The organism is Pseudomonas sp. AG1028 (assembly GCF_007993955.1).
GTDB lineage: Bacteria > Pseudomonadota > Gammaproteobacteria > Pseudomonadales > Pseudomonadaceae > Aquipseudomonas > Aquipseudomonas straminea.
The window spans coordinates 272,813-296,351 of the sequence record NZ_VIVP01000003.1; the positions used below are offsets into that span (position 1 = coordinate 272,813).

Genomic DNA, 23,539 nt, shown 5'->3' on the forward strand with positions numbered 1-23,539 from the left:
GAAAGGACATGCTGAGCTGCGTTATCCGAACTCACGACGAACAGCTGATCTCCAGATGCTTGCCCCAGTCCGGCGGCCGCTGCGCGTAATGCTGCTTGCCGTCCTGTTCCTCGAAGGGGCGGGTCAGCACCTTGTGTAGTTCGCGCACCGGCTCGTAGTCGCCCGCCTCGGCGGCGGCGATGGCTTGCTGGGCGAGGTAGTTGCGTAGTACGTAGAACGGGTTGACGGCGTGCATACGGGCCTGGCGTTCGGCTGGCTCGAAGCCTTCGCGGTCGACGCGGGCCTGGTAGTCGGCGGCCCAGGCGTCGAAGCCGTTGAGGTCGACGAAGTCGTTGCGCACCACTTTTAGCGCCTCGGCTGGCGCCTGGTCACCCAGGTGGCGGAAGAACAGCGAGTAGTCGGTGGCCTTGCCGGCCTGCATCAGGGTCAGCAGACGCTGGATCAGTTCTTCGTCGCCGTCTTCGGCGGTGGTGAAGCCCAGGCGTTTGCGCATCAGGTCGTGGTAGTGGGCCTGGTAGATCGGCAGGAACAGGTCGAGGGTTTCGCGCAGGGTATCGACTTCCACCAGGGGCGTCAGCGCCTGGGCGAGGGCCGAGAGGTTCCAGTGGGCGATGGGCACCTGATTGCTGAAGCTGTAGCGGCCGGTGTCGTCGGAGTGGTTACAGATGTGCTTGGCGTCGAAGTCGTCGAGAAAGGCATAGGGGCCGAAGTCGAAGGTGATGCCGAGAATCGACATGTTGTCGGTGTTCATCACCCCGTGGCAGAAGCCGTAGGCCTGCCACCAGGCGACCATTTCCGCGGTGCGTTCCAGCACCGCCTTGAGCAGCGCGGCGTAGGGCTGCGGCTGCTCAAGGCAGGCCGGGTAATGGTGCTCGATCACATGGTCGGCCAGTTGCCTGAGCTGCTCGTGCTGGCGCGTGTAGTAGAAGTACTCGAAGTGGCCGAAGCGCACGTGGCTGGGGGCCAGGCGTACCAGCATGGCGGCGGTTTCCTGCCGCTCGCGCCACACCGGCGTGCTCGATCCGGTCACGCATAGCGCCCTTGAGCTGGGAATGCCGAGGGCATGCAGCGCTTCGCTGGCGAGAAACTCGCGAATCGACGAGCGCAGTACGGCACGGCCATCGCCCATGCGCGAGTAGGGCGTCATGCCGGCGCCCTTGAGGTGCAGGTCCCAGTGTTCGCCGGCATCGTTGAGCACTTCGCCGAGCAGCAGGCCGCGGCCATCGCCGAGGCGCGGCGAGTAGCCGCCGAACTGGTGACCGGAATAGACCATGGCGCGCGGTTCGGCGTCGCTCCACAGCTGGTTGCCGGAGAACAGCTCGGCGAACACCTCGCGCTGCGCTTCGCGCGGGTCGAGATCGAGCAGGGCCATGGCACTGTCGCTGACCACCACCAGACGCGGTTCGGCGATGGGCTCGGGCAGTATGTGCGTGGAAAACCCGTCACCCAGGCCGACGAAGCGATTGTCGAAGGTCAGGGTGTCGAGGGTTTTCACGGTTTGGCCTCGTCTTTCTTCTCGGCTTGCTCGGCGCTCGCCAGTTGCTGGTCGTCGAGCTTGAGCGTGTCGTGGGGCGCGGCGGCGCGGCTGAGCACGATGTCCATCTTCGGTGTGCTGGACAGGTTGATGTCGTTGTCGGCGAACAGCTGGTCGACGCGGCGGTTGAGCTCGTCGGTGGCGACGCCGCGGTCACCCAGTTCCTTGACGTAGATCTTCAGCTCGTGGGTCAGGCCGTCCGGTGCGTACAGGCTGAGCTGGGCGGTCGGCGCCGGGTCGCGCATCACCCGGGAGTTTTCCTGGGCGGCCTGCAGCAGCAGGGTGCGCACTTTCTCCAGATCGGCGCCGCGGTTGACCTTGAAGGTCAGCACGATGCGGGTCACGGTATCGGTCAGGGTCCAGTTGATCAACTGGCTGGTGACGAACGTCTTGTTCGGTACGATCACTTCCTTGCGATCACTGTCGATGATGTGGGTGGCGCGGATGTGGATGCGTTTTACCGTGCCGGTCACGGTGCCGATGGTCACCAGGTCGCCGATGCGCACCGGGCGCTCGAACAGGATGATCAGGCCGGAGATGAAGTTGGCGAAGATCTCCTGCATGCCGAAACCGATACCTACCGACAGCGCGGCGACCAGCCATTGCAGCTTGTTCCAGCTCACCCCGAGGGTCGACAGGGTGACCACGATGCCGGTGCCGAAGATCACGTACGACAGCAGTGTGGTGGTGGCATACGCGCTGCCCTGGGCCAGGCGCAGGCGAGACAGCACCAGCACTTCGAGCAAGCCTGGCAGGTTGCGCCCCAGGGCCATGGTGATGGCGGCGATGATCAGCGCATACAGGGCATCGAGCAGGCTGATCGGGATCAACGAGGTGGCGCTGCCTACCACGGTGCTGCTGTTGTATTCGTACAGGGTGATGTTGTCGAGGTAGGCGAATACCGAGATCAGGTCGGCCCAGACCCAATACATGGCGCCGATGAAGCTGCCCAGCAGGGCCAGGCGGATCAGGCGCAGGGATTGCTGGTTGACCTGCTCGATGTCCAGCGTTGGCATCTCTAGTTGAATCTCGGTGCCTTCGCTGTCCTCGGTGGTCTGCGCTTCGCGCTTCGCGGTGGCACGCTGGTAGGCCAGGCGACGCGCCGCCACGGCGAGGCCGCGCACGAACACCGCCTCGACCACCAGCCAGATCAGCAGCAGGTAGAGGGTGTCGATCAGCCGGTCGCTGAGTTTGAGCGCGGTGTAGTAGTAGCCGAAGCACACCGCCAGGAACAGACCCAGCGGTAGCATGCTGAACAGCACGCCGATGAACATGCGGAAAGTCGAGGCGTTCTCCCGCGCGGGGCCGCGCAGCAGCAGCTTTTGCAACAGCCAGATCATCAGCCCGTAGCAGGTCAGCACCACGGCAATGCCGATCACGTCGTCGGAGAGGCTCGATGGCTGGAATTCGGCGACGGTAACCACGGCCACCAGCGCCATAACCACCACGCCCAGCCAGCGGATCTGCCGGTGCAGGTAGGCTACGTGGGAGCGCGCCCAGTGGAAGTGCAGCTCGGCTACGCCGCCGGGGGTGAAGATGCGGTACACGGTGTAGAACACCAGCCAGGCCTGGGCCATGCCGAGGAACGCCGAGCCGAGGTTGACGTTCAGGCCGCGAGCGTCCATCTGCAGGGCAAAGCCGCATAGCGCCAGGAACAGCGTACCGGGCAGGGCCAGCAGCACGTTGAGAAGGATCGCCACCGGCGTGTGCAACTGGCTGTCGCGCCTGAAGTGGCCGATGTCCTTGTGCAGGTCGGTGAGCTTTTGGCTCAGGTAGCGGCGCTTGAACAGCAGCAGGCCCATCACCAGCAACAGCGGCAGGAACAGCAGCGGTCGCTCGATCAGGCCGGCACCGAGCTGGCTGATGTTATCCAGCCACGGCAGGTCGGAGATCTGCCGTTGCAGCTGGGCCGGCGCGGTTTTGAACCAGTCGAGGTTGAGCGGGTTGTTGCTGGGAATCCAGAACATCTGCTCGTCGAGGGTCGCGCGCAGTGCGGTGGCGGTGTCCTTGAGCTGCTTCTGGTTGAGCTGCAGGGTGATCGATTCGTTGAGTAGCGAGTTGAGCTCGCGGTTGAGGCGATCGTGCAGGGCCCGGCGGGTGTCGATCAGGTCCAGCAGGGACTCGCGCAGCTCCGGCGTTACGTTTTCCGGCGGCTCGGTGGCCAACTGCTTGTCGACGTAGGCGCTGGGATTGGAGATCTGTTCGCGCTGCTGGTTGAGTTCGAACTGGTAGAGGCGAATATCGGCGATTTCGTCGGCCAGCCCGTTATCGAGCTTGAGTTTGGGCAGCGATTGCCGCTGTTTGTAGAGGATTTTCGACAGCAGCAGGCTGCCCTGCAGTACGTTGATCTGCTCGTCGAGTGCCTGGTCGGTCTGGTTAACGGTGTCGAGCTGCTGCTGGGTGCGCAGGTTGAGCTGGGTCAGCTCGTTGAGGCGGTCGGTGCCGCGCAGCAGATAGTCGGAGAGTTTGAGGTTGATCGCGCTTTCGCGCGCCAGCAGGCTGTCGGAGCCACCGACCTTCTCGGCTTCCATGGACTGCTCGGCCACGGTGCGTTCGGACTGATCACGGCGCTTCTCGTTGATCAGGTTCTGCAGCTCCTGCAGTTCCACGTCCAGGCGCCTGACGCGCTCGTCGAACAGGTCGCGCTGGGCGGTGCCCAGATCCTGCATGACGCTGTTGCCGGCCATTTCCTGGCGGCGTAGCTGGGTCAGGGCGCCGAGCTGGGCGAGTTCGGCCTTGAGCTGGTTGACCCGCTCGGCACTCAGCGGCTTGCCGTCCTCGCGACCGTTCTTGAGCTGCGAGTTGATCTGCTGGGCACGGGTCTGGTTGCTGCTGATTTCCGCCTGGGCGCGCTCCGGGCGCGTTTGCGCGGTAACGATCAGGGTGTTGGCGTCGTTGAGTTGCTTCTGCCAGTCGCTGAGCTGCGCGCTGCGTTCGCTGAGAATCTGCTCCAGCTGGGCGACGCTGGTGCCGGCATAGCGCTGCGCCACGGGCACCACCTTGGTGGCCTTGAGTTTCTCCAGCTCGCGATGGGCATCCTGGGTTTGCCGCGGCGCCTGGGCCAGCTGCTTTTGCAGGGCGGCCAGCTTCTGCTGGCTGTCGGCCTGGGCGTTGAGCGAGCCGAGGGTCTTTTCCAGGGTCTGCCGCACCTGGGTCAGCTCGGGCTCGGCCAGCTTGCGGTCGGCCAGGGTATCCAGGCTGCGCTGCACGTCGGCGGCGGTCGGGTTGGCGTCGGCCCAGGCGGGGGAGTTGGCCAGGCACAGGCCCAGCAGGAAAACGGCAAGCAAACGACGGAAAGAGTGCATGGTCATGATCGCGGGGGTGGAGTCCTGCTGAGTCTACAGACTGATGAGAAGTCCCGCGCGGCGATCTGTCACAAGCCGCCGCGCATCAGCCCCGCCGGTAGGCAGGGCGCTGCTGGGCGCGCTGTCGGGCGGCTGTCAGAACGACAGGCCAGGGCCCGGGCGGACGCCTTCGGGGAATCTGACGCCGACCTTGCGGATCTTGTTCCCGTCCATCTCGGCGACCGTCCAGGTCAGGCCCTGCCACTCGACCTGGTCACCCACCACCGGCCCGCCGCCGATCTGTTGGTTGATGAAGCGGCCCAGGGTCAGCGACGGATCCACATCGCCGGTGGACAGACCATAGAGCGCAGCGATGGCGCCCAGCTGGGCATCGCCTTCGAGCACGAAGTCGCCGAAGAAGCGCAGGTCCATACCGCGTTGCGGCGCCTGGCTGAAAAGCTTGCCGAGGGCCGGCAGGTCGTGCTCGTGGCCGATCACGCAGAGCATGTCGCCGGCTTCCAGCACCGTACTGCCGGAGGGGTGCAGCAGTTGGTGATTGCGAAACAGCGCGGCGACGCGGGTTTCTTCGGGCATCTTGAGGTCGCGCAGCGGCGCGCCGATGCACCACTTTTCCGCGCCCAGACGGTAGATGAACAGCTCCCACTGGCTGGTCGGATGCACTTCCAGGCCGGCGCGGGAGATCGGCGCCGGGTCCGGCGGTACCGTCACCTTCAGCGCCTTGGCCACCCACGGCAGGCTGGCACCCTGCAGTAGCAGGGAGACCAGCACGATGAAGAACGCCAGGTTGAAGTACAGCTGGGCGTGGGGCAGCCCAGCCATCATCGGGAACACGGCGAGAATGATCGGCACCGCGCCGCGCAGGCCGACCCAGGCGATGAACGCCTTCTCCTTGGTGTGGAAGGCGCGGAACGGGATCAGCCCGACCATGACCGACAGCGGCCGCGCGAAGAGGATCATCCACAGTGCCAGGCCCAGGGCCGGCAGGGCAATGGGCAGCAGATCGTGGGGGGTGACCAGCAGGCCGAGCACCAGGAACATGCCGATCTGTGCAAGCCAGGCCATGCCGTCGAGCATGTGCAGGATGCCGTGGCGCGAGCGGATCGGCCAGTTGCCCAGCACCAGACCGCACAGGTAAACGGCCAGAAAGCCGCTGCCGTGCAGGGCGTTGGTCAGGGCGAACACCAGCAGGCCGCCACTGACCACCAGCAGCGGGTACAGGCCGTCGGCCAGGTGCAAGCGGTTGATGATCTTCAGCAGCAGCCAGCCGCCACCGAGGCCCAGCACCGAGCCGATGCCGAACTCCTGCAGCAGGTGGCCGAGGAAGCTCAGGTGAAATTCGCCCTGGCCCTTGGCGAGCATGTCGATCAGCGTGACGGTGAGAAATACCGCCATCGGGTCGTTGCTGCCGGATTCGATTTCCAGGGTCGCACTGACCCGTTCGTTGAGGCCCTTGCCGCCGAGCAGCGAGAACACCGCTGCAGCATCGGTGGAGCCGACGATGGCGCCGATCAAGAGGCCCTGCATCAAGCTCAGGTCGAACAGCCAGGCAGCGACCATGCCGGTCAGCACCGTGGTAATCAGCACGCCGACCGTGGCCAGCGAAAGTGCCGGCCACAGGGCTACCCGGAAGCTGCCGACCCGGGTGCGCACGCCACCGTCGAGCAAAATCACCGCCAGGGCGAGGTTGCCCACCAGGTAAGCGGTCGGATAGTTGTTGAAGATGATGCCGCCACCGTCGACGCCCGCGACCATGCCGACGGCGAGGATGATGACCAGAATCGGGATGCCAAGACGCGATGACAGCGAGCTGACCATGATGCTCGCGCCGACCATGAGGGCGCCGACGAGCAGGAGGCTGTTGATGGTGCTGGCATCCAAGGGGGCAAGACTCCACGGGCAAAAAGGGCGAGCCCGATTCTAGCCTGCACGTCTGCGCCGCTGTCAAAAATAGTTACAAAGGCCGGGAATAGAGCCTGTCGGCGGAATTCTATGCGGCGAGTGCGCCATTTCGGCGGCGTGGTGAAGGGGCGGGAGTCGCCACGCCGGAAAGGGCGCCCGACTCCCGCGCGGCCGTCAGCTGACGGTCAGGGTCATGTCGATGCGCTTGAGCCATTCGGCTTCGCTTTCGAAGTCCGCCTGGGTCAGCGGGTTGGCGGCCAGCCAGCCCGGCGGGAATTCGATGGCCAGGCTGGATGGGCCGGCCTTCAGGCGCACGGTGGGCATGTTCTGGCTGCCACGGATGTGGTGGAACAGGATCGCGAAGCGCAGCAGCACGCACAGACGCACCAGCTTGACGCCCTCGTCGCCGAAGTCGGTGAGCTTTTCCTTGGGGATGTTGCGGCGGTGGCCGCGCACCAGCAGGGCGAGCATCTGCTGATCCTGGCGGGAGAAGCCGGCCAGGTCGGAATGCTCTATCAGGTAGGCGCCGTGCTTGTGGTACTGGTAGTGGGCGATGTCCAGGCCGACTTCGTGAACCTTGGCGGCCCAGCTGAGCAGCTCGCGGTGCCAGTCGTCGGTCAGCTCCCAGTCCTTGGCGACCTTGTCCAGGGCCGACAGCGCCTTGGCTTCCACCCGCGCGGCCTGTTCCTGGTCGACGTGGTAGCGCTCCATGAACGCCGACAGGGTGCGCTCGCGCACGTCCTCGTGCTGATGGCGGCCGAGCAGGTCATAGAGCACGCCTTCGCGCAGGGCGCCTTCGGAATGGCTCATGCGGTTCAGCTCGCAGGCATCGAAGATGGCTTCGAGAATCGCCAGGCCCGCCGGGAAGATTGGCCGGCGGTCGAGTTTCACGCCGTCCAGGTCGATGCGCTCGACATCGCCGTACTTGAACAGCTTGCGCTTGAGCCAGGCGATGCCCTCGGAGGTGACTTCGCCGTTGTTGCTCAGCCCCGCCGACTGGATCGCCAGGCCGATGGCCTTGATGGTGCCCGAGGCGCCCACGGCGTCCTGCCAGCCGAGGCGGGTCAGGGCATGCTCGATGCCCATGATTTCCAGACGCGCGGCGGTGTAGGCCTGGGCATAGCGGGCCGGGGTGATCTTGCCATCCTTGAAGTAGCGCTGGGTGTAGCTGACGCAGCCCATCTGCAGGCTTTCGCGCAGCAACGGCTCGAAGCGCTGGCCAATGATGAATTCGGTACTGCCGCCGCCGATGTCAGCGACCAGGCGCTTGCCCGGCGTGTCGGCGATGGTGTGGGAAACGCCCAGATAGATGAGGCGTGCTTCCTCGCGCCCGGAAATCACTTCTACCTGATGGCCCAGCAGCGCTTCGGCCCGGCGGATGAATTCGGCGCGGTTGCGCGCTTCACGCAGGGCGTTGGTGCCGACGATGCGCACCGCGCCCTGGGGCAGGCTGGTGGTCAGCTGGGCGAAGCGGCTCAGACAGTCGAGGCCGCGCTGCATGGCTTCCTCGCTGAGCATGCGCTGTTCATCGATGCCCGCCGCCAGCTGTACCTTGTCGCCGAGTCGCTCAAGGATGCGAATCTCGCCATGGTCGGCCTTGGCCAGCACCATGTGGAAGCTGTTGGAGCCCAGGTCGATGGCGGCGACCAGGGGAAAGGACTCGGAATGGGTTTGCGGCATGATCAATCAGTCTCGAGGCAGAACCCCGCCATCGTGCCACGATAGACCGCGCACGCCAACGCATACGCGCGGTACAGGCATTGCGCCAGCTGTCTCCGGGCGGCTGGCGCGGAGCATCCCGGCGGCTTCGCACCATTGGCCGCATCGATAGCCTATATGGCCACGCTCAATGGCGGGCGCCTTCCTGTGACACGCGAGCCGGGCTATCATGGCCGCCACTTTTATCGTTATTGCGTGCCAACACGGAGACTTCCCATGAGTGAATTCATCACCAATGTAAGCGATGCCAGCTTCGATCAGGACGTCATCCAGGCAGACGGACCGGTACTGGTCGACTACTGGGCCGAGTGGTGCGGCCCGTGCAAGATGATCGCTCCTGTTCTGGATGAAATCTCCAAGGAGTATCAGGGCAAGCTGAAGGTCTGCAAACTGAACATCGACGAAAACCAGGACACCCCGCCCAAGTACGGCGTGCGTGGCATCCCGACCCTGATGCTGTTCAAGAACGGCAGCGTCGAAGCCACCAAGGTCGGCGCCCTGTCCAAGTCGCAGCTGGCCGCCTTCATCGACGCCAACCTGTAAGCGTCGCCGAAAAGCCCCGTAGACAACGGGGCTTTTTTCTGTCTGGAGGCTAGACGCCTTCGCAAAGCCGATGTTACATTCGGGCCTGTCGCTTTTTCTAAGCGACCCCCTGCACGCCGCTGCCGACGCATTCCTAATCGAACTTTCGACAACAAAGCGGGCGCCTGTCGCCTCCCCGCGGTGCGGCCTCTCAAGCTCAATGCTTACCATTCCCTCCTCTATAAATACGTCATTCCTATATGAATCTGACTGAACTCAAGCAAAAGCCGATTACCGAACTGCTGGAAATGGCCGAGCAGATGGGCATCGAGAACATGGCCCGTTCGCGCAAGCAGGACGTCATCTTCTCGCTGTTGAAAAAGCACGCCAAAGGCGGTGAAGAAATTTCCGGTGATGGCGTGCTGGAGATCCTCCAGGACGGCTTCGGCTTCTTGCGCAGCGCAGACGCCTCCTATCTCGCCGGCCCCGATGACATCTACGTCTCGCCGAGCCAGATCCGCCGCTTCAACCTGCGTACCGGTGACACCATCGTCGGCAAGATCCGCCCGCCGAAAGAGGGCGAGCGTTACTTCGCCCTGCTCAAGGTCGACAGCATCAACTTCGACCGTCCGGAAAACGCCAAGAACAAGATTCTGTTCGAGAACCTGACGCCGCTGTTCCCGAATCAGCGCCTGACCATGGAAGCCGGTAACGGCTCCACCGAGGACATCACCGGCCGCGTGATCGACCTCTGCGCACCGATCGGCAAGGGCCAGCGTGGCCTGATCGTCGCCCCGCCGAAAGCGGGCAAGACCATCATGCTGCAGAACATCGCCTCGAACATCACCCGTAACAACCCCGAGTGCCACCTGATCGTTCTGCTGATCGACGAGCGCCCGGAAGAAGTGACGGAAATGCAGCGCACCGTGCGTGGCGAAGTGGTCGCCTCCACCTTCGACGAGCCGCCGACCCGCCACGTGCAGGTTGCCGAGATGGTCATCGAGAAGGCCAAGCGCCTGGTCGAGCACAAGAAGGATGTGGTCATCCTGCTCGACTCCATCACCCGTCTGGCCCGCGCCTACAACACCGTGATCCCGAGCTCCGGCAAGGTGCTCACCGGTGGTGTCGACGCCCACGCCCTGGAGAAGCCGAAGCGTTTCTTCGGCGCCGCGCGTAACATCGAAGAAGGCGGCTCGCTGACCATCATCGCCACCGCGCTGGTCGAAACCGGCTCGAAGATGGACGAAGTGATCTACGAAGAATTCAAGGGTACCGGCAACATGGAGCTGCCCCTGGATCGTCGTATCGCCGAGAAGCGCGTATTCCCGGCCATCAACATCAACCGCGCCGGTACCCGCCGCGAAGAGTTGCTGACCGCCGAAGACGAGCTGCAGCGCATGTGGATTCTGCGCAAGCTGCTGCACCCGATGGACGAGATCGCTGCCATCGAATTCCTGATCGACAAGCTCAAAGCCACAAAAACCAACGACGAGTTCTTCATGTCCATGAAGCGCAAGTAACGGTCTGGTGGCACAAAAAGCCGGGGAAACCCGGCTTTTGTTTGTCTGTAGTATCGACTGTTCTGCAAGTCCGACTTCGGCGCTAAACTTTGCGCCCCGATTCGAGTGAGGTTCCAGCATGCAGTATCGCGATCTGCGCGACTTTATCCGCGGCCTGGAAGCGCGCGGCGAGCTCAAGCGCATCAAGGCGCCGGTATCGCCTATCCTGGAAATGACCGAGGTATGCGACCGTACCCTGCAAAAGGGCGGCCCGGCACTGCTGTTCGAGAACCCCACCGGCCACCGCGTTCCGGTACTCGGCAACCTGTTCGGCACCCCCAAGCGCGTGGCGTTGGGCATGGGCGCCGAAGACGTTTCCGAGCTGCGCGAAATCGGCAAGCTGCTGGCCTTTCTCAAGGAGCCCGAGCCGCCGAAGGGGCTCAAGGATGCCTGGAGCAAGCTGCCGATCTTCAAGAAGGTCATCAGCATGGCGCCCAAGGTGCTCAAGGATGCGCCGTGCCATGAAGTGATCGAGGAGGGCGACGACGTCGATCTGGCCAAGTTGCCGATCCAGCACTGCTGGCCGGGCGACGTGGCGCCCTTGATCACCTGGGGCCTGACCATCACCAAGGGGCCGAACAAGGAGCGTCAGAATCTCGGTATCTATCGCCAGCAGGTGATCGGCCGCAACAAGGTGATCATGCGCTGGCTCAGCCACCGCGGCGGCGCGCTGGATTACCGCGAGTGGTGCCAGAAGCATCCGGGCAAACCCTATCCGGTGTGCGTGGCCCTGGGCGCGGATCCGGCGACCATTCTCGGCGCCGTGACGCCGGTGCCCGATACGCTCTCCGAATACGCCTTCGCAGGTCTCTTGCGCGGCCATCGCACCGAGCTGGTCAAGGCCATCGGCAGTGAGCTGCAGGTGCCGGCCAGCGCCGAGATCGTTCTCGAAGGCGTTATCCATCCGGGCGAAACCGCGCCGGAAGGCCCGTACGGCGACCACACCGGTTACTACAACGAGGTCGACACCTTCCCGGTCTTCACCGTCGAGCGCATCACCCGACGTCGCGACCCGATCTATCACAGCACCTACACCGGCCGGCCGCCAGACGAGCCGGCGATTCTCGGTGTGGCGCTGAACGAAGTGTTCGTGCCGATCCTGCAGAAGCAGTTCCCGGAGATCACCGACTTCTACCTGCCGCCCGAAGGCTGTTCCTACCGCATGGCGGTGGTGACTATGAAGAAGCAGTACCCAGGGCACGCCAAGCGCGTGATGCTGGGCGTGTGGTCGTTCCTGCGCCAGTTCATGTACACCAAGTTCGTGATCGTCACCGACGACGACATCAACGCCCGTGACTGGAACGACGTGATCTGGGCCATCACCACGCGTATGGACCCCAAGCGCGATACGGTGATGATCGAGAACACGCCCATCGACTATCTGGATTTCGCCTCGCCGGTCTCCGGCCTGGGGTCGAAGATGGGCCTGGACGCCACCCACAAGTGGCCGGGCGAGACCGACCGCGAATGGGGCCGCGCCATCGTCAAGGACGAAGCGGTCACCAAGCGGGTCGATGAAATGTGGAGCCAGTTGGGAATCGATTGATGAAGGTCACCCTGCAACCGTCCGGCGCAGTGCTCGATGTCGAGGCCGGCGAAGCTATTCTCGATGCCGCGCGGCGCCTGGGCTACACCTGCCCGCAGAGCTGCCGCAACGGGAATTGCCATGTGTGCGCCGCGCTGCTGATCGAGGGGCGCGTGCGCCAGAACGGCGCCGAGCTGGACCACGGCGAGCTGTACACCTGTATCGCCGAACCTTTGCAGGACTGCGTGCTGCACTGGGACGGCGTGTTGCTGCCCGGCGAGCTACCAGTGCGCAGCCTGGGGTGCCAGGTGGTGGACTGCATCGACGTGGGCGGCGATGTGTGGCGTGTGCTGCTGCGTGCGCCGGCCGGCAAGCCGCCGCGTTACCACGCCGGCCAGTACCTGCTGATCGAGCGGCTGGATGGTGAGAAGTCGGCCTTTTCCCTGGCCTCGGCGCCGCAGCAGGGTCGCGACTTGGAGCTGCATATTCTGGGGCGCGAAGCGAGTGCGCTGAACCTGTTACAGCAGTTGCGCGAGCAGGGCACTGCGCGGGTGCAGTTGCCATTCGGCGACGCCCACCTGGCCGAGCTGCCGGACGGGCCGCTGGTGCTGATCGCCGCGGGCACCGGCATGGCCCAGATGCACAGCCTGATCGAGGAATGCCGCTCGCGCGGTTTCCAGCACCCGGTGCATCTGTACTGGGGCGCACGCCGGCCCGATGATTTCTACCAGTTACCGCATTGGGACGAGTGGCAGGCGTTGCCCAACCTGTCTCTGCATCAGGTGGTCAGCGACCAGTGCGGCTGGCAGGGCCGCTGCGGCCTGCTGCATGAGGCGGTGTGTGAGGACTTCGCCGACCTGAGCACGCTGCACGTCTACGCCAGTGGCTCGCCGAGCATGGTCTACGCGACCCTGGATGCGCTGGTCGAAGCGGGGATGGACGCCCACCAGATGCGCGCCGACGTATTCGCCTACGCGCCGCGGGACTGAACGAAGAAAGCCGCCCTCGGGCGGCTTGCTGTTTTAAGGAACTGGCGCGCCCGTCAGCGAATCGTCACCACCAGCTTGCCGACAGCCTTGCGCTGGCCGAGGGCATCGATCGCCTCGCCGCCGCGTGCCAGCGGGAAGGTTTGCGAGACCAGCGGTTTGAGTTTGCCCTCGGCGTGCCAGGCGAACAGCTGACGGAAGTTTTCGGCGTTATCCGCCGGCTGGCGCTGGGCGAACGAGCCCCAGAACACGCCGACCAGGGAGGCGCCCTTGAGTAGCGGTAGGTTGGCCGGCAGCGCCGGGATTCCACCGCCGGCGGCGAAGCCTACCACCAGAAAACGACCGTTCCAGGCCATGCAGCGAAACGCCTCTTCGAACAGCGGACCGCCGACCGGATCGTAGATCACGTCGACGCCTTGGCCATTGGTGAGTCTCTTCACCTCGTCCTTGAGGCTCTGCTCGCTGTAGTTGATCAGCTCGTCGGCGCCAGCGCTGCGCGCTACCTCGAGCTTCTCGGCGCTGCTTGCCGCGGCGATTACTTTAGCGCCCATGGCCTTGCCGATTTCTACTGCCGCCAGACCGACACCGCCGGCGGCGCCCAGTACCAGCAGGGTTTCGCCGGGCTTGAGCGCTGCGCGCTGTTTGAGCGCGTGCATCGAGGTGCCGTAGGTCATGCCGAAGGCAGCCGCCGTGTTCAGGTCCATACTCGCGGGCACTGGCAGCACGTTGTAGGCCGGCGCGGCGACCTGTTCGGCGAAGCCGCCCCAGCCGGTCAGCGCCATCACCCGGTCGCCCGTCTTCAGATGCGCGACCTTGTCACCCACGGCGGCAACCACGCCGGCCACTTCGCCGCCGGGCGAGAAGGGAAAGGGCGGCTTGAACTGGTATTTGCCTTCGATGATCAGCGTATCCGGGAAATTCACCCCAGCAGCCTGCACCTCGATCAGCACCTCGTTACCTTTCGGGCGTGGGCTGTCGATGTCTTCCAGTGTCAGCGTTTCGGCGGGGCCAAAGGCCTTGCAGAGCAGTGCTTTCATCGCGATGTACCTTGAGCGGAGTCGCCCTGCAGTTTAGGTGGGGCGCCCGGTCGGTCAACGAGCATGGCCCGGTCTGATAGGCCGCCATAAGCATTGGGATCTGCGCGGCGCGTTGCTATGCTTGCCTGCAACTCAACGGAGATCGCCCTGTGAAAACCTTCATCACGCTTCTGCTTGCCTGCGCACTGTCGATTCCGGCGTTTGCCAACGAGGAAAAGAAGGAAGGCGAAGGTGAGGGCGCTGCGCCCCAGGTGATCTACCACAGCCTGGTGCCGGCGCTGGTCGGTAACTATGGCGCCGGGCCCAAGCTCAAGTACTACAAGGCCGACGTGGCGCTGCGCGTCACCGGCGCTGACGCCGAGGCCAAGGTCACCCACCACGAGCCGCTGATCCGCAATCAGCTGGTGATGCTGTTCTCCCAGCAGACCGAGGAAAGCCTGGCCTCGCCGGACGCCAAGGAAAAGCTGCGCCAGGAAGCCCTCAAGCAGGTCCAGCAGGTGCTCACCGACGAGGAAGGCAAGCCGCTGGTCGAGGATCTGCTGTTCAATAACCTGATCCTGCAGGGCTGATCACTTCAGCAGCAGGATCGCCGTCCACTGCGCCTCGGTGACAGGCATCACCGACAGGCGACTGCCTTTTTGCACCAGCGAGAGTTCCGCCAGCGCACTCTGCGCCTTCAGCTCGGCCAGCGGAATGACCTTGCTGAACGCCTCGACGAAGCTCACGTCGACGGCCGTCCACGGATTCTTCTCGGCGCTGGCCTTGGTGTCGAAGTAGTGGCTCTGCGGATCCAGCGCAGCTGGGTCCGGATAGGGCGCGCCTTCGATGCGGGCGATGCCGGCCACGCCCGGCTCCGGGCAGCTGGAGTGATAGAACAGGAACTGATCGCCGGCCTGCATGCTGCGGATGAAGTTGCGCGCCTGGTAGTTGCGCACGCCATCCCAGCGAGCTCTGCCCAGGCGCTGCAGGTCATGGATGGACAGTTCGTCGGGTTCGGATTTCATCAGCCAATAGGGCATGAACTTTGCTCTCTGAGTCGGTGCGCTGCAGGGGCTGCGTGAAGGATGATCTGGCAAGAGGTAAGGGTATGCGGCGCAAGCCTGATTTGTTGTGGGTACTGGTCTTCGTGTTCGGCCTCGGCATGGTGACCACTGGCTATACGCAAAGCCAGTGGCAACAGGGTAAACCGATTGCCGAGGCGCTTCGAGCCGAGCGCTGACGGTGTTTTTTCAGTACCAGCCGCCATCGGTCACGGTGGCGTCCAGCGGCACGTCCCAGTTGGCCATGGCCAGTTGGTCAACTTGCTGGCAGCTGTGGGCCAATCCGAGCAGGGTCGGTTTGTGCCAATTTTTGCGCAGTGCCCGGTAGGCCAGGCTGCGGTCATAGAAGCCGCCGCCCATGCCGAGGCGACCGCCATGCTGGTCGAAGCCCACCAGGGGTAGCAGGATCAGATCGAGCGTCCAGATCTTGCGCTGGCGCTTGGCATTGCGGCGGGGTTCGGGGATGCCGAAACGATTGGCGGCAAGCTTTTCGTGCGCGTCCAAGCGCTGGAACACCATGCTGGTGCGTGGCCAGGATTTCAGCACCGGCAGGAACACCTGCTTACCGCGCGCATGGGCGGCTCTGATCAGTAGGTGCGGGTCGATTTCCCCGTCATTGGCCAGATAAAGAGCGACGCTACGCGCGCGTCGAAATACCGGATGTTGCGCCAGCTGCCGATACAGCGCCGCGGCTGCCTTGCGTTGCGCAGCCCTGGGCAGCTCGCGTCGCGTTTTGCGCAGCGTGCGGCGTAGCTGGGCGCGGGTCAGGTTGCTGGCATCGATCATCTGCAGATCCCTTATTTCCAAGCCCGGCATTCTGGCGCGATGGCTGTCACGCAGCCAATAAAAAGCCCGCTGCTGGCGTTGGCCAGCAGCGGGCTGCAATTTATGACTCCCCAGCATGCCGCTGTCGGTTTAGCCCTTGAACCCGAAAGTTCAAGGTGGAGGTTGCAGGAAACCTTAAGGCTTTCCGTCAAGCGGACATGCACACCGGCCTCAACTGACAACCCCCGGGGTTGTGCGTATCGGCTCAGGGACATCAACCAACTGGCGCACACTCCAGGGAGCTGCGGCGAGTATAACAAAAAAGTCCGACCGTTGGTCAGGCGCGCCCATCGCTGTCGTCGTGCAGGGCATTGTCGACCCGGCCGAGCAGGTCGCGCACGTGGTCACGGGTGACGGTGGCCTGCTTGTCGAGGTGCTGCTGCTTGTGCAGCAGGTCATGGGTGATGTTCAGGGCTGCCATCACCGCGACGCGGTCAGCGCCGATGACTTTGCCGCCGCTGCGGATCTCCCGCATCTTGCCGTCCAGGTAGCGGGCGGCGCTTTGCAGGTTGCTACGCTCATCGGCGGGGCAGGCGATGCAATATTCTTTGTCCAGAATCTGAACGGTGACGGTATTCGATTGGGTCATGAGTCCTGCTCCAGGGCTTTGAGGCGCGAAATCATCGATTCGACCTTGTGCCGAGCCATTTCGTTCTTTTCGATCAGATGAGCGCGTTCTTCGCGCCACGCCTGCTCGCTTTCCAGCAAGAGACGGTTTTGTGCCTTGAGTCGCTCGACGCGCTGGATCAGCAGTTCCAGCTTTGCCGTCAGGGCGTGTAGATCGGCGTCTTCCATTGGCTCTCGCTTTGGCAGGGTGTGCGCAGTGTATAGATCCAGCGGCTCGCCGGCGCAAACCGGCCGATGGTTTTGGCGCGTGCGCCAGTGCTAGGATAGAAAGCCTCCATTCTAGTGATTGCGCCCCTTGGCGCCTAGTGATCGATGCCGACTTCCAGTTCTCCCTACGCTGCATTCGCTGCCCTGCTCGCCAGCAGTGGTTCCTCCGTTTCACCTGCCGAATTGCACGGCCTGCTGCTGGGTCGCAGTTGCGCCGGCGCGGGTTTCGAAGCTGGCCCCTGGCTGGTCGACGCCACCGAACTGCTCGGTGTCGAGCCGCCGGACAACGTCCGCCAGGCGCTGATCGGCCTGCAGGAAATGGTGCGCGGCGAGCTGACCGGCGACGACGTCACCGTGGTCCTGCTGCTGCCCTCCGACGAGGCGCCCCTGGCCGAGCGTGCCGCGGCGCTGGGCCAGTGGTGCCAGGGCTTTCTCGGTGGCTTCGGGCTGACCGTCGGCGACGCCGCGTTGAGCGCCGAGGCCATGGAAGTGCTGCAGGATTTGTCCGCCATCGCCCAGGTGCAGAATGCCCTGGACGAGTCCGAGGACGGCGAGAACGATTACATGGAAGTCATGGAGTACCTGCGCGTGGCGCCGCTGCTGCTGTTCAGCGAGTGCGCCAAGCCGGCTGCCCCGGCGCCCAAGCCTTCGCTGCACTGATCGCGCCCTTCACCGACCGGAATCGAGCCTGTCCATGACCAGCATCTCCAAAGCGGAATACGCCCGCCGTCGCAAGGCGCTGATGGCGCAGATGGAACCGAACAGCATCGCCATCCTGCCGGCGGCTCCGGTGTTCATTCGCAACCGCGACGTCGAGCACATCTACCGCCAGGACAGCGATTTCCAGTACCTGTCCGGCTTTCCCGAGCCCGAGGCGGTGATCGCCCTGATTCCCGGCCGTGAGCATGGCGAGTACGTGTTGTTCTGCCGTGAGCGCGATCCCGACCGCGAGCTGTGGGACGGTTTGCGCGCCGGTCAGGAAGGAGCGATCAGCCGCTATGGCGCGGACGATGCCTTTCCCATCGGTGATATCGACGACATCTTGCCCGGCCTGATCGAAGGCCGTGAGCGCGTTTATTACGCGGTGGGCACCAACCCGGAGTTCGACCGGCACCTGATGGAGTGGGTCAACGTGATCCGCTCCAAGGCGCGCCAGGGTGCGTCGCCGCCCAAGGAGTTCGTCGCCCTCAACCACTTCCTGCACGACCTGCGCCTGTACAAGTCGGCCGGCGAGGTGAAGGTGATGCGCGAAGCGGCGCAGATTTCTGCCCGCGCCCATATCAAGGCCATGCAGGCCAGCCGTGCTGGGCTCTACGAATATCACCTGGAAGCGGAGCTCGATTACGAATTCCGCAAGGGCGGTTCGAAGATGCCGGCCTACGGCTCCATCGTCGCCGCAGGCAAGAATGCCTGCATCCTGCATTACCGCGAGAACGACGCACTGCTCAAGGACGGCGACCTGGTGCTGATCGATGCCGGTTGCGAGATCGACTGCTACGCCAGTGACATTACCCGTACCTTTCCGGTCAGCGGTACGTTCACGCCCGAGCAGAAGGCCATCTACGAGATCGTGCTGGCCGCCAATATGGAAGCCTTCAAGTTCATCGCGCCCGGCCGCCACTGGAACGAGGCCCACGAGGCCACGGTACGGGTCATCACCAAAGGTTTGGTCGATCTCGGTCTGCTGGAAGGCGACGTCGACGAGCTGATCGCGGCCGAGGCCTACAAGCCGTTCTACATGCACCGCGCCGGCCACTGGCTGGGCATGGATGTGCACGATGTCGGCGAATACAAGGTCGGTGGCGAATGGCGCGTGCTCGAAGTCGGCATGGCGATGACCGTCGAGCCGGGCATCTACATTGCCGTGGACAACCAGAACGTTGCCAAGAAATGGCGCGGTATCGGCGTGCGCATCGAGGACGACGTGGTGGTGACCAAGACCGGTTGCGAGATTCTCACCAACGATGTGCCCAAGGCTGTCGACGAGATCGAAGCACTGATGGCCGCCGCCCGTGCACAGGTAGCCTGAGGCCATGCTGCGAGTCGACGTGGCGATCATCGGTGGCGGGCTGGTTGGCGCCAGCCTGGCGCTGGCGCTGCAAGGCGAGGCGCGCAAGCGCGGCTGGCGTATCGCGCTGATCGAACCGTTCGCCCCCGGCGACGGCTACCAGCCCAGTTACGATGCCCGCTCCACGGCGTTGTCCTATGGCTCGCGCCTGATTTACGAAGGCCTCGGCCTGTGGCCGGCGATTGCCGAACAGGCCACCGCCATCAAGCGTATTCACGTCTCCGACCGCGGGCGTTTCGCGGCAGCCCGGCTCAGTGCCGATCAGGAAAACGTGCAGGCCCTGGGCTATGTGGTGGAAAACGCCTGGCTCGGCCACTGCCTGTGGCAGGCACTGGACGCCGAGGTGATCCAGTGGCGCTGCCCGGCCCAGGTCGAGCGCATGGAGCCCACTGCAGAGGGTTATCGCCTGACCCTGGACGACGAAACCCTGATCGACTGCTCCCTGGCCATCCTCGCTGATGGCGGGCGTTCGTCGTTGCGCGAGCAGCTGGGCATCACGATCAATCAGCGACCCTATGACCAGACTGCGTTGATCGCCAATATCACCCCGGAGCGGGCCCATGGCGGCGAGGCCTTCGAGCGTTTCACCGAATCCGGCCCGCTGGCGCTGTTGCCGCTTTCCGATAATCGCTGTGCGCTGGTATGGACGCACCCGAGCCGCGCGGTCGAGCGGCTGCTCAAGCTCGATGAGCGCGCCTTTCTTGCCGAATTGCAGCAGGCTTTTGGCTATCGGCTTGGCGCGCTCAAACAGGTCGGCGCGCGGGTGCCGTACCCTCTGGTGCTGATCGAAGCCGCCGAGCAGGTGCGCGCCAACCTGGTGGTGCTCGGCAATGCAGCCCACAGCCTGCACCCGATCGCCGGGCAAGGCTTCAACCTGTCGCTGCGTGACGTGCGTGCGCTGGCCGATACGCTGCTGGCGAGCGCGGCGCCGCTGGGTGATCTGACCACCCTGCAGCACTACGCCGCCACCCAGGCCGGCGACCAGGCGCGCACCGTGGCGTTTTCCGATCAGGTCACCCGGCTGTTCAGCACTGACCAGCCGTTGCTCGCCGCCGGCCGCAACCTGGGCCTGCTCGGGCTGGAGTTGCTGCCGCCGGCCAAGCGCTGGTTCGCCCGCCAGGCCATGGGCATGGGTACTCGCGGTAACCCGCAATGAATGCGCGCCAGCTGGCGCGCAAGGCCCGTGTGCTGCGCTGGATCATGAACCTCTATCCGCCCTACCTGGGCGCTGGCGTGTGGATCCGCCGCATCGCTCCGGATTTCCGTCAGGTCGACGTGAAGCTGCGTCTGGGTTGGTACAACCGCAATTACGTGGGTACCCAGTTCGGCGGCAGCCTGTATTCGATGACCGATCCCTTCTACATGTTGATGCTGATGGAGAACCTGGGCCGCGATTACGTGGTCTGGGACAAGGCCGCCAGCATCGATTTCATCGCGCCGGGCCGCGGCCCCGTATTCGCTTCTTTCGCCATCGACCAGGCCTTCATCGACGAGGTGCGCGAGCGCACCGCCAGTGGCGACAAGTACCTGCCCGAATTGCCGGTCGAGGTGCGCGATGGCAGCGGCGCCCTGGTGGCGCGGGTCAACAAAACGCTTTACGTGCGGCTCAAGCCACGCGTGCGACAGGCAGCCTGAGGATATGAACGAGATGCGTGCAGACCTGATCATCGTGGGCGCCGGTATGGTCGGCAGCGCCCTGGCACTGGCCTTGCGCGGGCATGGCCTGGAATGCCTGGTGCTCGATGGCGGCCCGATGCGGGTCGAACCGTTCGACGCCAGCGCAAGCTACGAGCCGCGGGTCAGCGCCTTGTCGATGGCCAGCCAGCGCATTCTCGAACGCCTCGGCGCCTGGCCAGGCGTGCTGGCGCGGCGCAGCTGCCCCTACAGCGAAATGCATGTGTGGGACGGCAGCGGCACCGGCCATATTCATTTCAGCGCCGGCAGCGTGCACGCCTTGACCCTGGGCCATATCGTCGAGAACCGCGTGGTCCAGGACGCCCTCGTCGAGCGCCTGCATGACTGCGATGTGGGGCTGTTGGCCGATGCGCGCCTGGAGCGCCTGCGCCACTCCGGTGATGACTGGCTGCTGACCCTGGCCGACGGCCGCGAGCTGCGTACGCCACTAATTATCGCGGCGGATGGCGCCAATTCCGCGGTGCGCCGCCTGGCCGGCTGCGAAACCCGCGAATGGGATTACCTGCACCACGCTATCGTCACCAGCGTGCGCTGTGCCGAGGCCCATCAGGCCACGGCCTGGCAGCGCTTCACCGACGAAGGTCCGCTGGCCTTCCTGCCGCTGGGCGAGCGCGATGGCGAGCACTGGTGCTCGATCGTCTGGTCGACCACGCCGGAGCACGCCGCTCAGCTGATGGCGCTGGGTGACGACGGGTTTTCCATTGCCCTCGGCGAGGCTTTCGAGCATCGCCTGGGTCGGGTGCTGCAGGTGGATCGCCGACTGTGCATCCCGCTGCGTCAGCGGCACGCCAAGCGCTACGTCGAACCGGGGCTGGCGCTGATCGGCGACGCCGCCCACACCATCCATCCGCTGGCCGGGCAGGGCGTCAACCTCGGCTTCCTCGACGCCGCGGTGCTCGCCGAAGTACTGGCGCAGGCGGCGGCACGCGGCGAGCGCCTGGCCGACGAGCGCGTGCTGAGCCGTTACGAGCGCCGGCGCATGCCCCACAACCTGGCGATGATGGCGGCGATGGAAGGCTTTCAGCGCCTGTTCCAGAGCGATTCCCTGGCGCTGCGCCTGGCGCGCAACGCTGGGCTTGATCTGGTCGACGGCCTGGAAGATGCCAAGGCGCTGTTCGTGCGCCAGGCCCTGGGCCTGAGCGGCGACCTGCCGGAGCTGGCAAAGGCGTGATGGCGCGGTAATATCTGGCAACGACCTGCTGGTGGGCGATGCAGATGCGAGTCACTATCATCCTCGCTCCCTCGTTCATCACAAGGTCTCTGTCATGTCGGTACGCCGTGCGCTTCTCGCCGTTTTCACTCTCAGTACGCTGGCCAGCGCGGTGCAGGCCGCCGATGAAGTCGTGGTCTATTCCTCGCGTATCGACGAGCTGATCAAGCCGGTGTTCGACGCCTATACCGCCAAGAGCGGCGTCGCGGTGAAGTTCATCACCGACAAGGAAGCGCCGCTGATGGAGCGCATCAAGGCCGAAGGCGAGAACACCCCGGCGGATCTGCTGATAACCGTCGATGCCGGCAACCTCTGGCAGGCCGAGCAGATGGGCATTCTGCAGCCGATGAAATCCAGCGTCGTCGACGCCAACATTCCTGCCCAGTATCGCGCCGCCAGCGGTGCCTGGACCGGCCTGTCGCTGCGTGCGCGCACCATCGTCTATTCGCCGGAGCGGGTGAAGGACGGCGAGCTGACCACCTACGAAGCGCTGGCCGACAAGAACTGGGAAGGCCGCCTGTGCCTGCGCACCAGCAAGAAGGTCTACAACCAGTCGCTCACCGCCACCCTGATCGAAACCCACGGCGAAGCCAAGACCGAAGAGATCATCAAGGGCTGGGTCAGCAACCTGGCCACCGACCCGTTCCCGGACGACAACTCGGTGATCAACGCCGTGGCCGCCGGCCAGTGCGACGTGGGCATCGTCAACACCTACTACTTCGGCCGTCTGCACGAGCAGAAGCCTGACCTGAAAGCCAAGCTGTTCTGGCCGAACCAGAATGACCGCGGCGTGCACGTCAACCTGTCCGGCGTCGGCCTGACCAAGCATGCACCGAACCCAGAGGCCGCGCAGAAGCTGGTCGAGTGGATGACCAGCGCCGAAGCGCAGAACATCTTCGCCGACGCCAACAAGGAATTCCCGGCCAACCCGAAGGTGAAGCCTTCAGCGGAAGTCGCCTCCTGGGGCGAGTTCAAGGCGGACAGCATCGCCGTCGAAGTGGCCGGCAAGCGCCAGGCCGAGGCCATTCGCCTGATGGATCGCGCTGGCTGGAATTAACGACGGCGATTTGCTTGAATGCCAGCCGCGGCGATGTTGCCGCGGCTTTTTCATTTCAGTCACAAGGAAGTTTCCATGCCGTTTTCCATATTTTCCCGCTTGCTGGGAATGCTCGTCGTGTTGCTGGTGCTGGGTGGTTGTCAATCGGCACTGATGGTTGCGCCAACTACCGAGGTCGAACCGAAAGCCACTGCCGACAAGGCTCTGGTGGTGTTCATGCGTCCCTCTTCGCTCGGTGGTGCGGTGCAGTCCTCGGTCTATGACACTCGCGCCGAGGGCAATGATGTATTCGCCGGCGTCGTATCGTCGAAAAGCAAGGTCGCCTATCTGGCCGAGCCCGGTGAGCATATGTTCATGGTGGTGTCTGAAAATGCCGATTTCCTCGCGGCCAATCTCGAAGCCGGCAAGCGTTACTACGTACTGGTCGCCCCGCGAATGGGGGTGTGGAAAGCTCGCTTTTCGCTGCTGCCGATTCGTAATGATGCCAGTGCCAAGGAAGGCCTGCAGTCCAAGCAGTTCCGCAATTGGGATGAGTCCACCGAGTGGATGGTTATCGGCCCCAAGGCGAACGGTTGGTATCAGGACAACATCGACAGTATCCGCGCCCGCAAGCTCGACTACTTGCCCAAATGGCAGAACAAGAATGCTGCCGACAAGGCTGAGCGCACGTTGCGCAGCGTAGACGGCCTCTAACCGCTATGAAGCTGACGTCCTTGCTGCTGCC

General features: G+C 64.2%; 22 protein-coding genes and 1 other RNA gene. 13 read left to right on the top strand and 10 right to left on the bottom strand.

Annotation, left to right across the window (positions count from 1 at the left end; translation table 11 throughout):
- Positions 1–31: 31 nt before the first annotated feature.
- From selO to ppx, 4 genes are all read right to left on the bottom strand, one after another.
- A complete protein-coding gene (gene selO / locus FB481_RS06510; RefSeq protein ID WP_147175585.1) occupies positions 32–1,495 on the bottom strand; it encodes a protein adenylyltransferase SelO in 1,464 nt (487 codons plus the stop codon).
- Positions 1,492–4,839, bottom strand: coding sequence for a mechanosensitive channel MscK (gene mscK, locus FB481_RS06515; protein WP_256662711.1), 3,348 nt, complete (start codon positions 4,837–4,839; stop codon positions 1,492–1,494). Before mscK ends, selO begins: the two co-directional genes overlap by 4 nt.
- A gap of 135 nt (positions 4,840–4,974) precedes the next feature.
- Positions 4,975–6,717, bottom strand: coding sequence for a potassium/proton antiporter (locus tag FB481_RS06520; RefSeq protein ID WP_147175589.1), 1,743 nt, complete (start codon positions 6,715–6,717; stop codon positions 4,975–4,977).
- 195 nt (positions 6,718–6,912) lie between these two features.
- A complete protein-coding gene (gene ppx, locus FB481_RS06525) occupies positions 6,913–8,418 on the bottom strand; it encodes an exopolyphosphatase (RefSeq protein WP_147175591.1) in 1,506 nt (501 codons plus the stop codon).
- 255 nt (positions 8,419–8,673) lie between these two features.
- On the opposite strand from ppx, the gene trxA reads away from it, so the two are divergent.
- The 4 genes from trxA to FB481_RS06545 all read left to right on the top strand — a co-directional run bounded on the left by trxA (position 8,674) and on the right by FB481_RS06545 (position 13,052).
- On the top strand, positions 8,674–9,000 hold the full coding sequence (gene trxA / locus FB481_RS06530; RefSeq protein WP_013789608.1) for a thioredoxin TrxA: 327 nt from the start codon (positions 8,674–8,676) through the stop codon (positions 8,998–9,000).
- 239 nt (positions 9,001–9,239) lie between these two features.
- Entirely contained in the window at positions 9,240–10,499 is a 1,260-nt protein-coding gene (gene rho / locus FB481_RS06535) for a transcription termination factor Rho (protein WP_013789609.1), read from the top strand.
- Between the two features lie 118 nt (positions 10,500–10,617).
- On the top strand, positions 10,618–12,084 hold the full coding sequence (gene ubiD, locus FB481_RS06540) for a 4-hydroxy-3-polyprenylbenzoate decarboxylase (protein WP_147175592.1): 1,467 nt from the start codon (positions 10,618–10,620) through the stop codon (positions 12,082–12,084).
- Positions 12,084–13,052: a CDP-6-deoxy-delta-3,4-glucoseen reductase gene (locus tag FB481_RS06545; protein WP_147175594.1), complete on the top strand. Its 969-nt coding sequence runs from the start codon at positions 12,084–12,086 to the stop codon at positions 13,050–13,052. The genes ubiD and FB481_RS06545 overlap by 1 nt, the downstream gene beginning before the upstream one ends.
- Positions 13,053–13,105: 53 nt before the next feature.
- Here FB481_RS06545 and FB481_RS06550 read toward each other — a convergent pair whose 3' ends face one another.
- Positions 13,106–14,086, bottom strand: coding sequence for an NADPH:quinone oxidoreductase family protein (locus FB481_RS06550; RefSeq protein WP_147175596.1), 981 nt, complete (start codon positions 14,084–14,086; stop codon positions 13,106–13,108).
- Positions 14,087–14,235: 149 nt separating this feature from the next.
- Here FB481_RS06550 and FB481_RS06555 point away from each other — a divergent pair, with 149 nt between their 5' ends.
- Positions 14,236–14,655 (top strand): flagellar basal body-associated protein FliL, encoded by a 420-nt coding sequence (locus FB481_RS06555; RefSeq protein WP_027903837.1) that lies wholly within the window; start codon positions 14,236–14,238, stop codon positions 14,653–14,655.
- Here FB481_RS06555 and FB481_RS06560 read toward each other — a convergent pair whose 3' ends face one another.
- On the bottom strand, positions 14,656–15,105 hold the full coding sequence (locus FB481_RS06560; protein ID WP_147175597.1) for an EVE domain-containing protein: 450 nt from the start codon (positions 15,103–15,105) through the stop codon (positions 14,656–14,658).
- A gap of 68 nt (positions 15,106–15,173) precedes the next feature.
- Here FB481_RS06560 and FB481_RS23335 point away from each other — a divergent pair, with 68 nt between their 5' ends.
- On the top strand, positions 15,174–15,305 hold the full coding sequence (locus tag FB481_RS23335) for a hypothetical protein (protein ID WP_256662712.1): 132 nt from the start codon (positions 15,174–15,176) through the stop codon (positions 15,303–15,305).
- A gap of 10 nt (positions 15,306–15,315) precedes the next feature.
- On the opposite strand, the gene FB481_RS06565 is transcribed toward FB481_RS23335, so the two are convergent.
- From FB481_RS06565 to FB481_RS06580, 4 genes are all read right to left on the bottom strand, one after another.
- Positions 15,316–15,912 carry a 5-formyltetrahydrofolate cyclo-ligase gene (locus FB481_RS06565; RefSeq protein WP_027903835.1) on the bottom strand — a complete coding sequence of 199 codons (597 nt, stop codon included), beginning with the start codon at positions 15,910–15,912 and terminating at the stop codon, positions 15,316–15,318.
- Between the two features lie 103 nt (positions 15,913–16,015).
- A non-coding RNA gene (ssrS, locus tag FB481_RS06570) (6S RNA) lies at positions 16,016–16,195 on the bottom strand.
- A gap of 33 nt (positions 16,196–16,228) precedes the next feature.
- Positions 16,229–16,540, bottom strand: a complete 312-nt coding sequence (locus FB481_RS06575; RefSeq protein ID WP_027903834.1) for a cell division protein ZapA — start codon at positions 16,538–16,540, stop codon at positions 16,229–16,231.
- On the bottom strand, positions 16,537–16,746 hold the full coding sequence (locus FB481_RS06580) for a TIGR02449 family protein (protein ID WP_013789617.1): 210 nt from the start codon (positions 16,744–16,746) through the stop codon (positions 16,537–16,539). Before FB481_RS06580 ends, FB481_RS06575 begins: the two co-directional genes overlap by 4 nt.
- Positions 16,747–16,890: 144 nt before the next feature.
- On the opposite strand from FB481_RS06580, the gene FB481_RS06585 reads away from it, so the two are divergent.
- The 7 genes from FB481_RS06585 to FB481_RS06615 all read left to right on the top strand — a co-directional run bounded on the left by FB481_RS06585 (position 16,891) and on the right by FB481_RS06615 (position 23,508).
- Entirely contained in the window at positions 16,891–17,445 is a 555-nt protein-coding gene (locus tag FB481_RS06585) for a YecA family protein (protein WP_027903833.1), read from the top strand.
- Positions 17,446–17,479: 34 nt separating this feature from the next.
- Positions 17,480–18,814: a Xaa-Pro aminopeptidase gene (gene pepP / locus FB481_RS06590; protein WP_093500226.1), complete on the top strand. Its 1,335-nt coding sequence runs from the start codon at positions 17,480–17,482 to the stop codon at positions 18,812–18,814.
- 4 nt (positions 18,815–18,818) lie between these two features.
- Entirely contained in the window at positions 18,819–20,009 is a 1,191-nt protein-coding gene (gene ubiH, locus FB481_RS06595; RefSeq protein ID WP_147175599.1) for a 2-octaprenyl-6-methoxyphenyl hydroxylase, read from the top strand.
- Positions 20,006–20,488 carry a DUF4442 domain-containing protein gene (locus FB481_RS06600; protein WP_027903830.1) on the top strand — a complete coding sequence of 161 codons (483 nt, stop codon included), beginning with the start codon at positions 20,006–20,008 and terminating at the stop codon, positions 20,486–20,488. Before ubiH ends, FB481_RS06600 begins: the two co-directional genes overlap by 4 nt.
- Before the next feature lie 13 nt (positions 20,489–20,501).
- Complete coding sequence (locus FB481_RS06605; protein ID WP_027903829.1) at positions 20,502–21,719, top strand: 2-octaprenyl-3-methyl-6-methoxy-1,4-benzoquinol hydroxylase; 1,218 nt, start codon at positions 20,502–20,504, stop codon at positions 21,717–21,719.
- 94 nt (positions 21,720–21,813) lie between these two features.
- Positions 21,814–22,815, top strand: a complete 1,002-nt coding sequence (locus FB481_RS06610; protein WP_093500220.1) for an extracellular solute-binding protein — start codon at positions 21,814–21,816, stop codon at positions 22,813–22,815.
- Positions 22,816–22,833: 18 nt separating this feature from the next.
- The gene (locus FB481_RS06615) at positions 22,834–23,508 is read left to right on the top strand and encodes a hypothetical protein (RefSeq protein ID WP_147175600.1); all 675 of its coding nucleotides are present in this window, start codon (positions 22,834–22,836) and stop codon (positions 23,506–23,508) included.
- Positions 23,509–23,539 lie beyond the last annotated feature (31 nt).

What these genes read in the sequence shown, in the direction of transcription:
- pepP (WP_093500226.1), top strand. Translation starts at nt 17,480, where the DNA reads ATGACCAGCATCTCCAAAGCGGAATACGCCCGCCGTCGCAAGGCGCTG.
- FB481_RS06585 (WP_027903833.1), top strand. Translation starts at nt 16,891, where the DNA reads ATGCCGACTTCCAGTTCTCCCTACGCTGCATTCGCTGCCCTGCTCGCC.
- FB481_RS06560 (WP_147175597.1), bottom strand. Translation starts at nt 15,105, where the DNA reads ATGCCCTATTGGCTGATGAAATCCGAACCCGACGAACTGTCCATCCAT.
- FB481_RS06565 (WP_027903835.1), bottom strand. Translation starts at nt 15,912, where the DNA reads ATGATCGATGCCAGCAACCTGACCCGCGCCCAGCTACGCCGCACGCTG.
- FB481_RS23335 (WP_256662712.1), top strand. Translation starts at nt 15,174, where the DNA reads ATGCGGCGCAAGCCTGATTTGTTGTGGGTACTGGTCTTCGTGTTCGGC.
- FB481_RS06575 (WP_027903834.1), bottom strand. Translation starts at nt 16,540, where the DNA reads ATGACCCAATCGAATACCGTCACCGTTCAGATTCTGGACAAAGAATAT.
- FB481_RS06580 (WP_013789617.1), bottom strand. Translation starts at nt 16,746, where the DNA reads ATGGAAGACGCCGATCTACACGCCCTGACGGCAAAGCTGGAACTGCTG.
- rho (WP_013789609.1), top strand. Translation starts at nt 9,240, where the DNA reads ATGAATCTGACTGAACTCAAGCAAAAGCCGATTACCGAACTGCTGGAA.
- mscK (WP_256662711.1), bottom strand. Translation starts at nt 4,839, where the DNA reads ATGCACTCTTTCCGTCGTTTGCTTGCCGTTTTCCTGCTGGGCCTGTGC.
- FB481_RS06550 (WP_147175596.1), bottom strand. Translation starts at nt 14,086, where the DNA reads ATGAAAGCACTGCTCTGCAAGGCCTTTGGCCCCGCCGAAACGCTGACA.
- FB481_RS06610 (WP_093500220.1), top strand. Translation starts at nt 21,814, where the DNA reads ATGTCGGTACGCCGTGCGCTTCTCGCCGTTTTCACTCTCAGTACGCTG.
- FB481_RS06600 (WP_027903830.1), top strand. Translation starts at nt 20,006, where the DNA reads ATGAATGCGCGCCAGCTGGCGCGCAAGGCCCGTGTGCTGCGCTGGATC.
- ubiH (WP_147175599.1), top strand. Translation starts at nt 18,819, where the DNA reads ATGCTGCGAGTCGACGTGGCGATCATCGGTGGCGGGCTGGTTGGCGCC.
- ppx (WP_147175591.1), bottom strand. Translation starts at nt 8,418, where the DNA reads ATGCCGCAAACCCATTCCGAGTCCTTTCCCCTGGTCGCCGCCATCGAC.
- trxA (WP_013789608.1), top strand. Translation starts at nt 8,674, where the DNA reads ATGAGTGAATTCATCACCAATGTAAGCGATGCCAGCTTCGATCAGGAC.
- ubiD (WP_147175592.1), top strand. Translation starts at nt 10,618, where the DNA reads ATGCAGTATCGCGATCTGCGCGACTTTATCCGCGGCCTGGAAGCGCGC.
- FB481_RS06545 (WP_147175594.1), top strand. Translation starts at nt 12,084, where the DNA reads ATGAAGGTCACCCTGCAACCGTCCGGCGCAGTGCTCGATGTCGAGGCC.
- FB481_RS06615 (WP_147175600.1), top strand. Translation starts at nt 22,834, where the DNA reads ATGCCAGCCGCGGCGATGTTGCCGCGGCTTTTTCATTTCAGTCACAAG.
- FB481_RS06605 (WP_027903829.1), top strand. Translation starts at nt 20,502, where the DNA reads ATGCGTGCAGACCTGATCATCGTGGGCGCCGGTATGGTCGGCAGCGCC.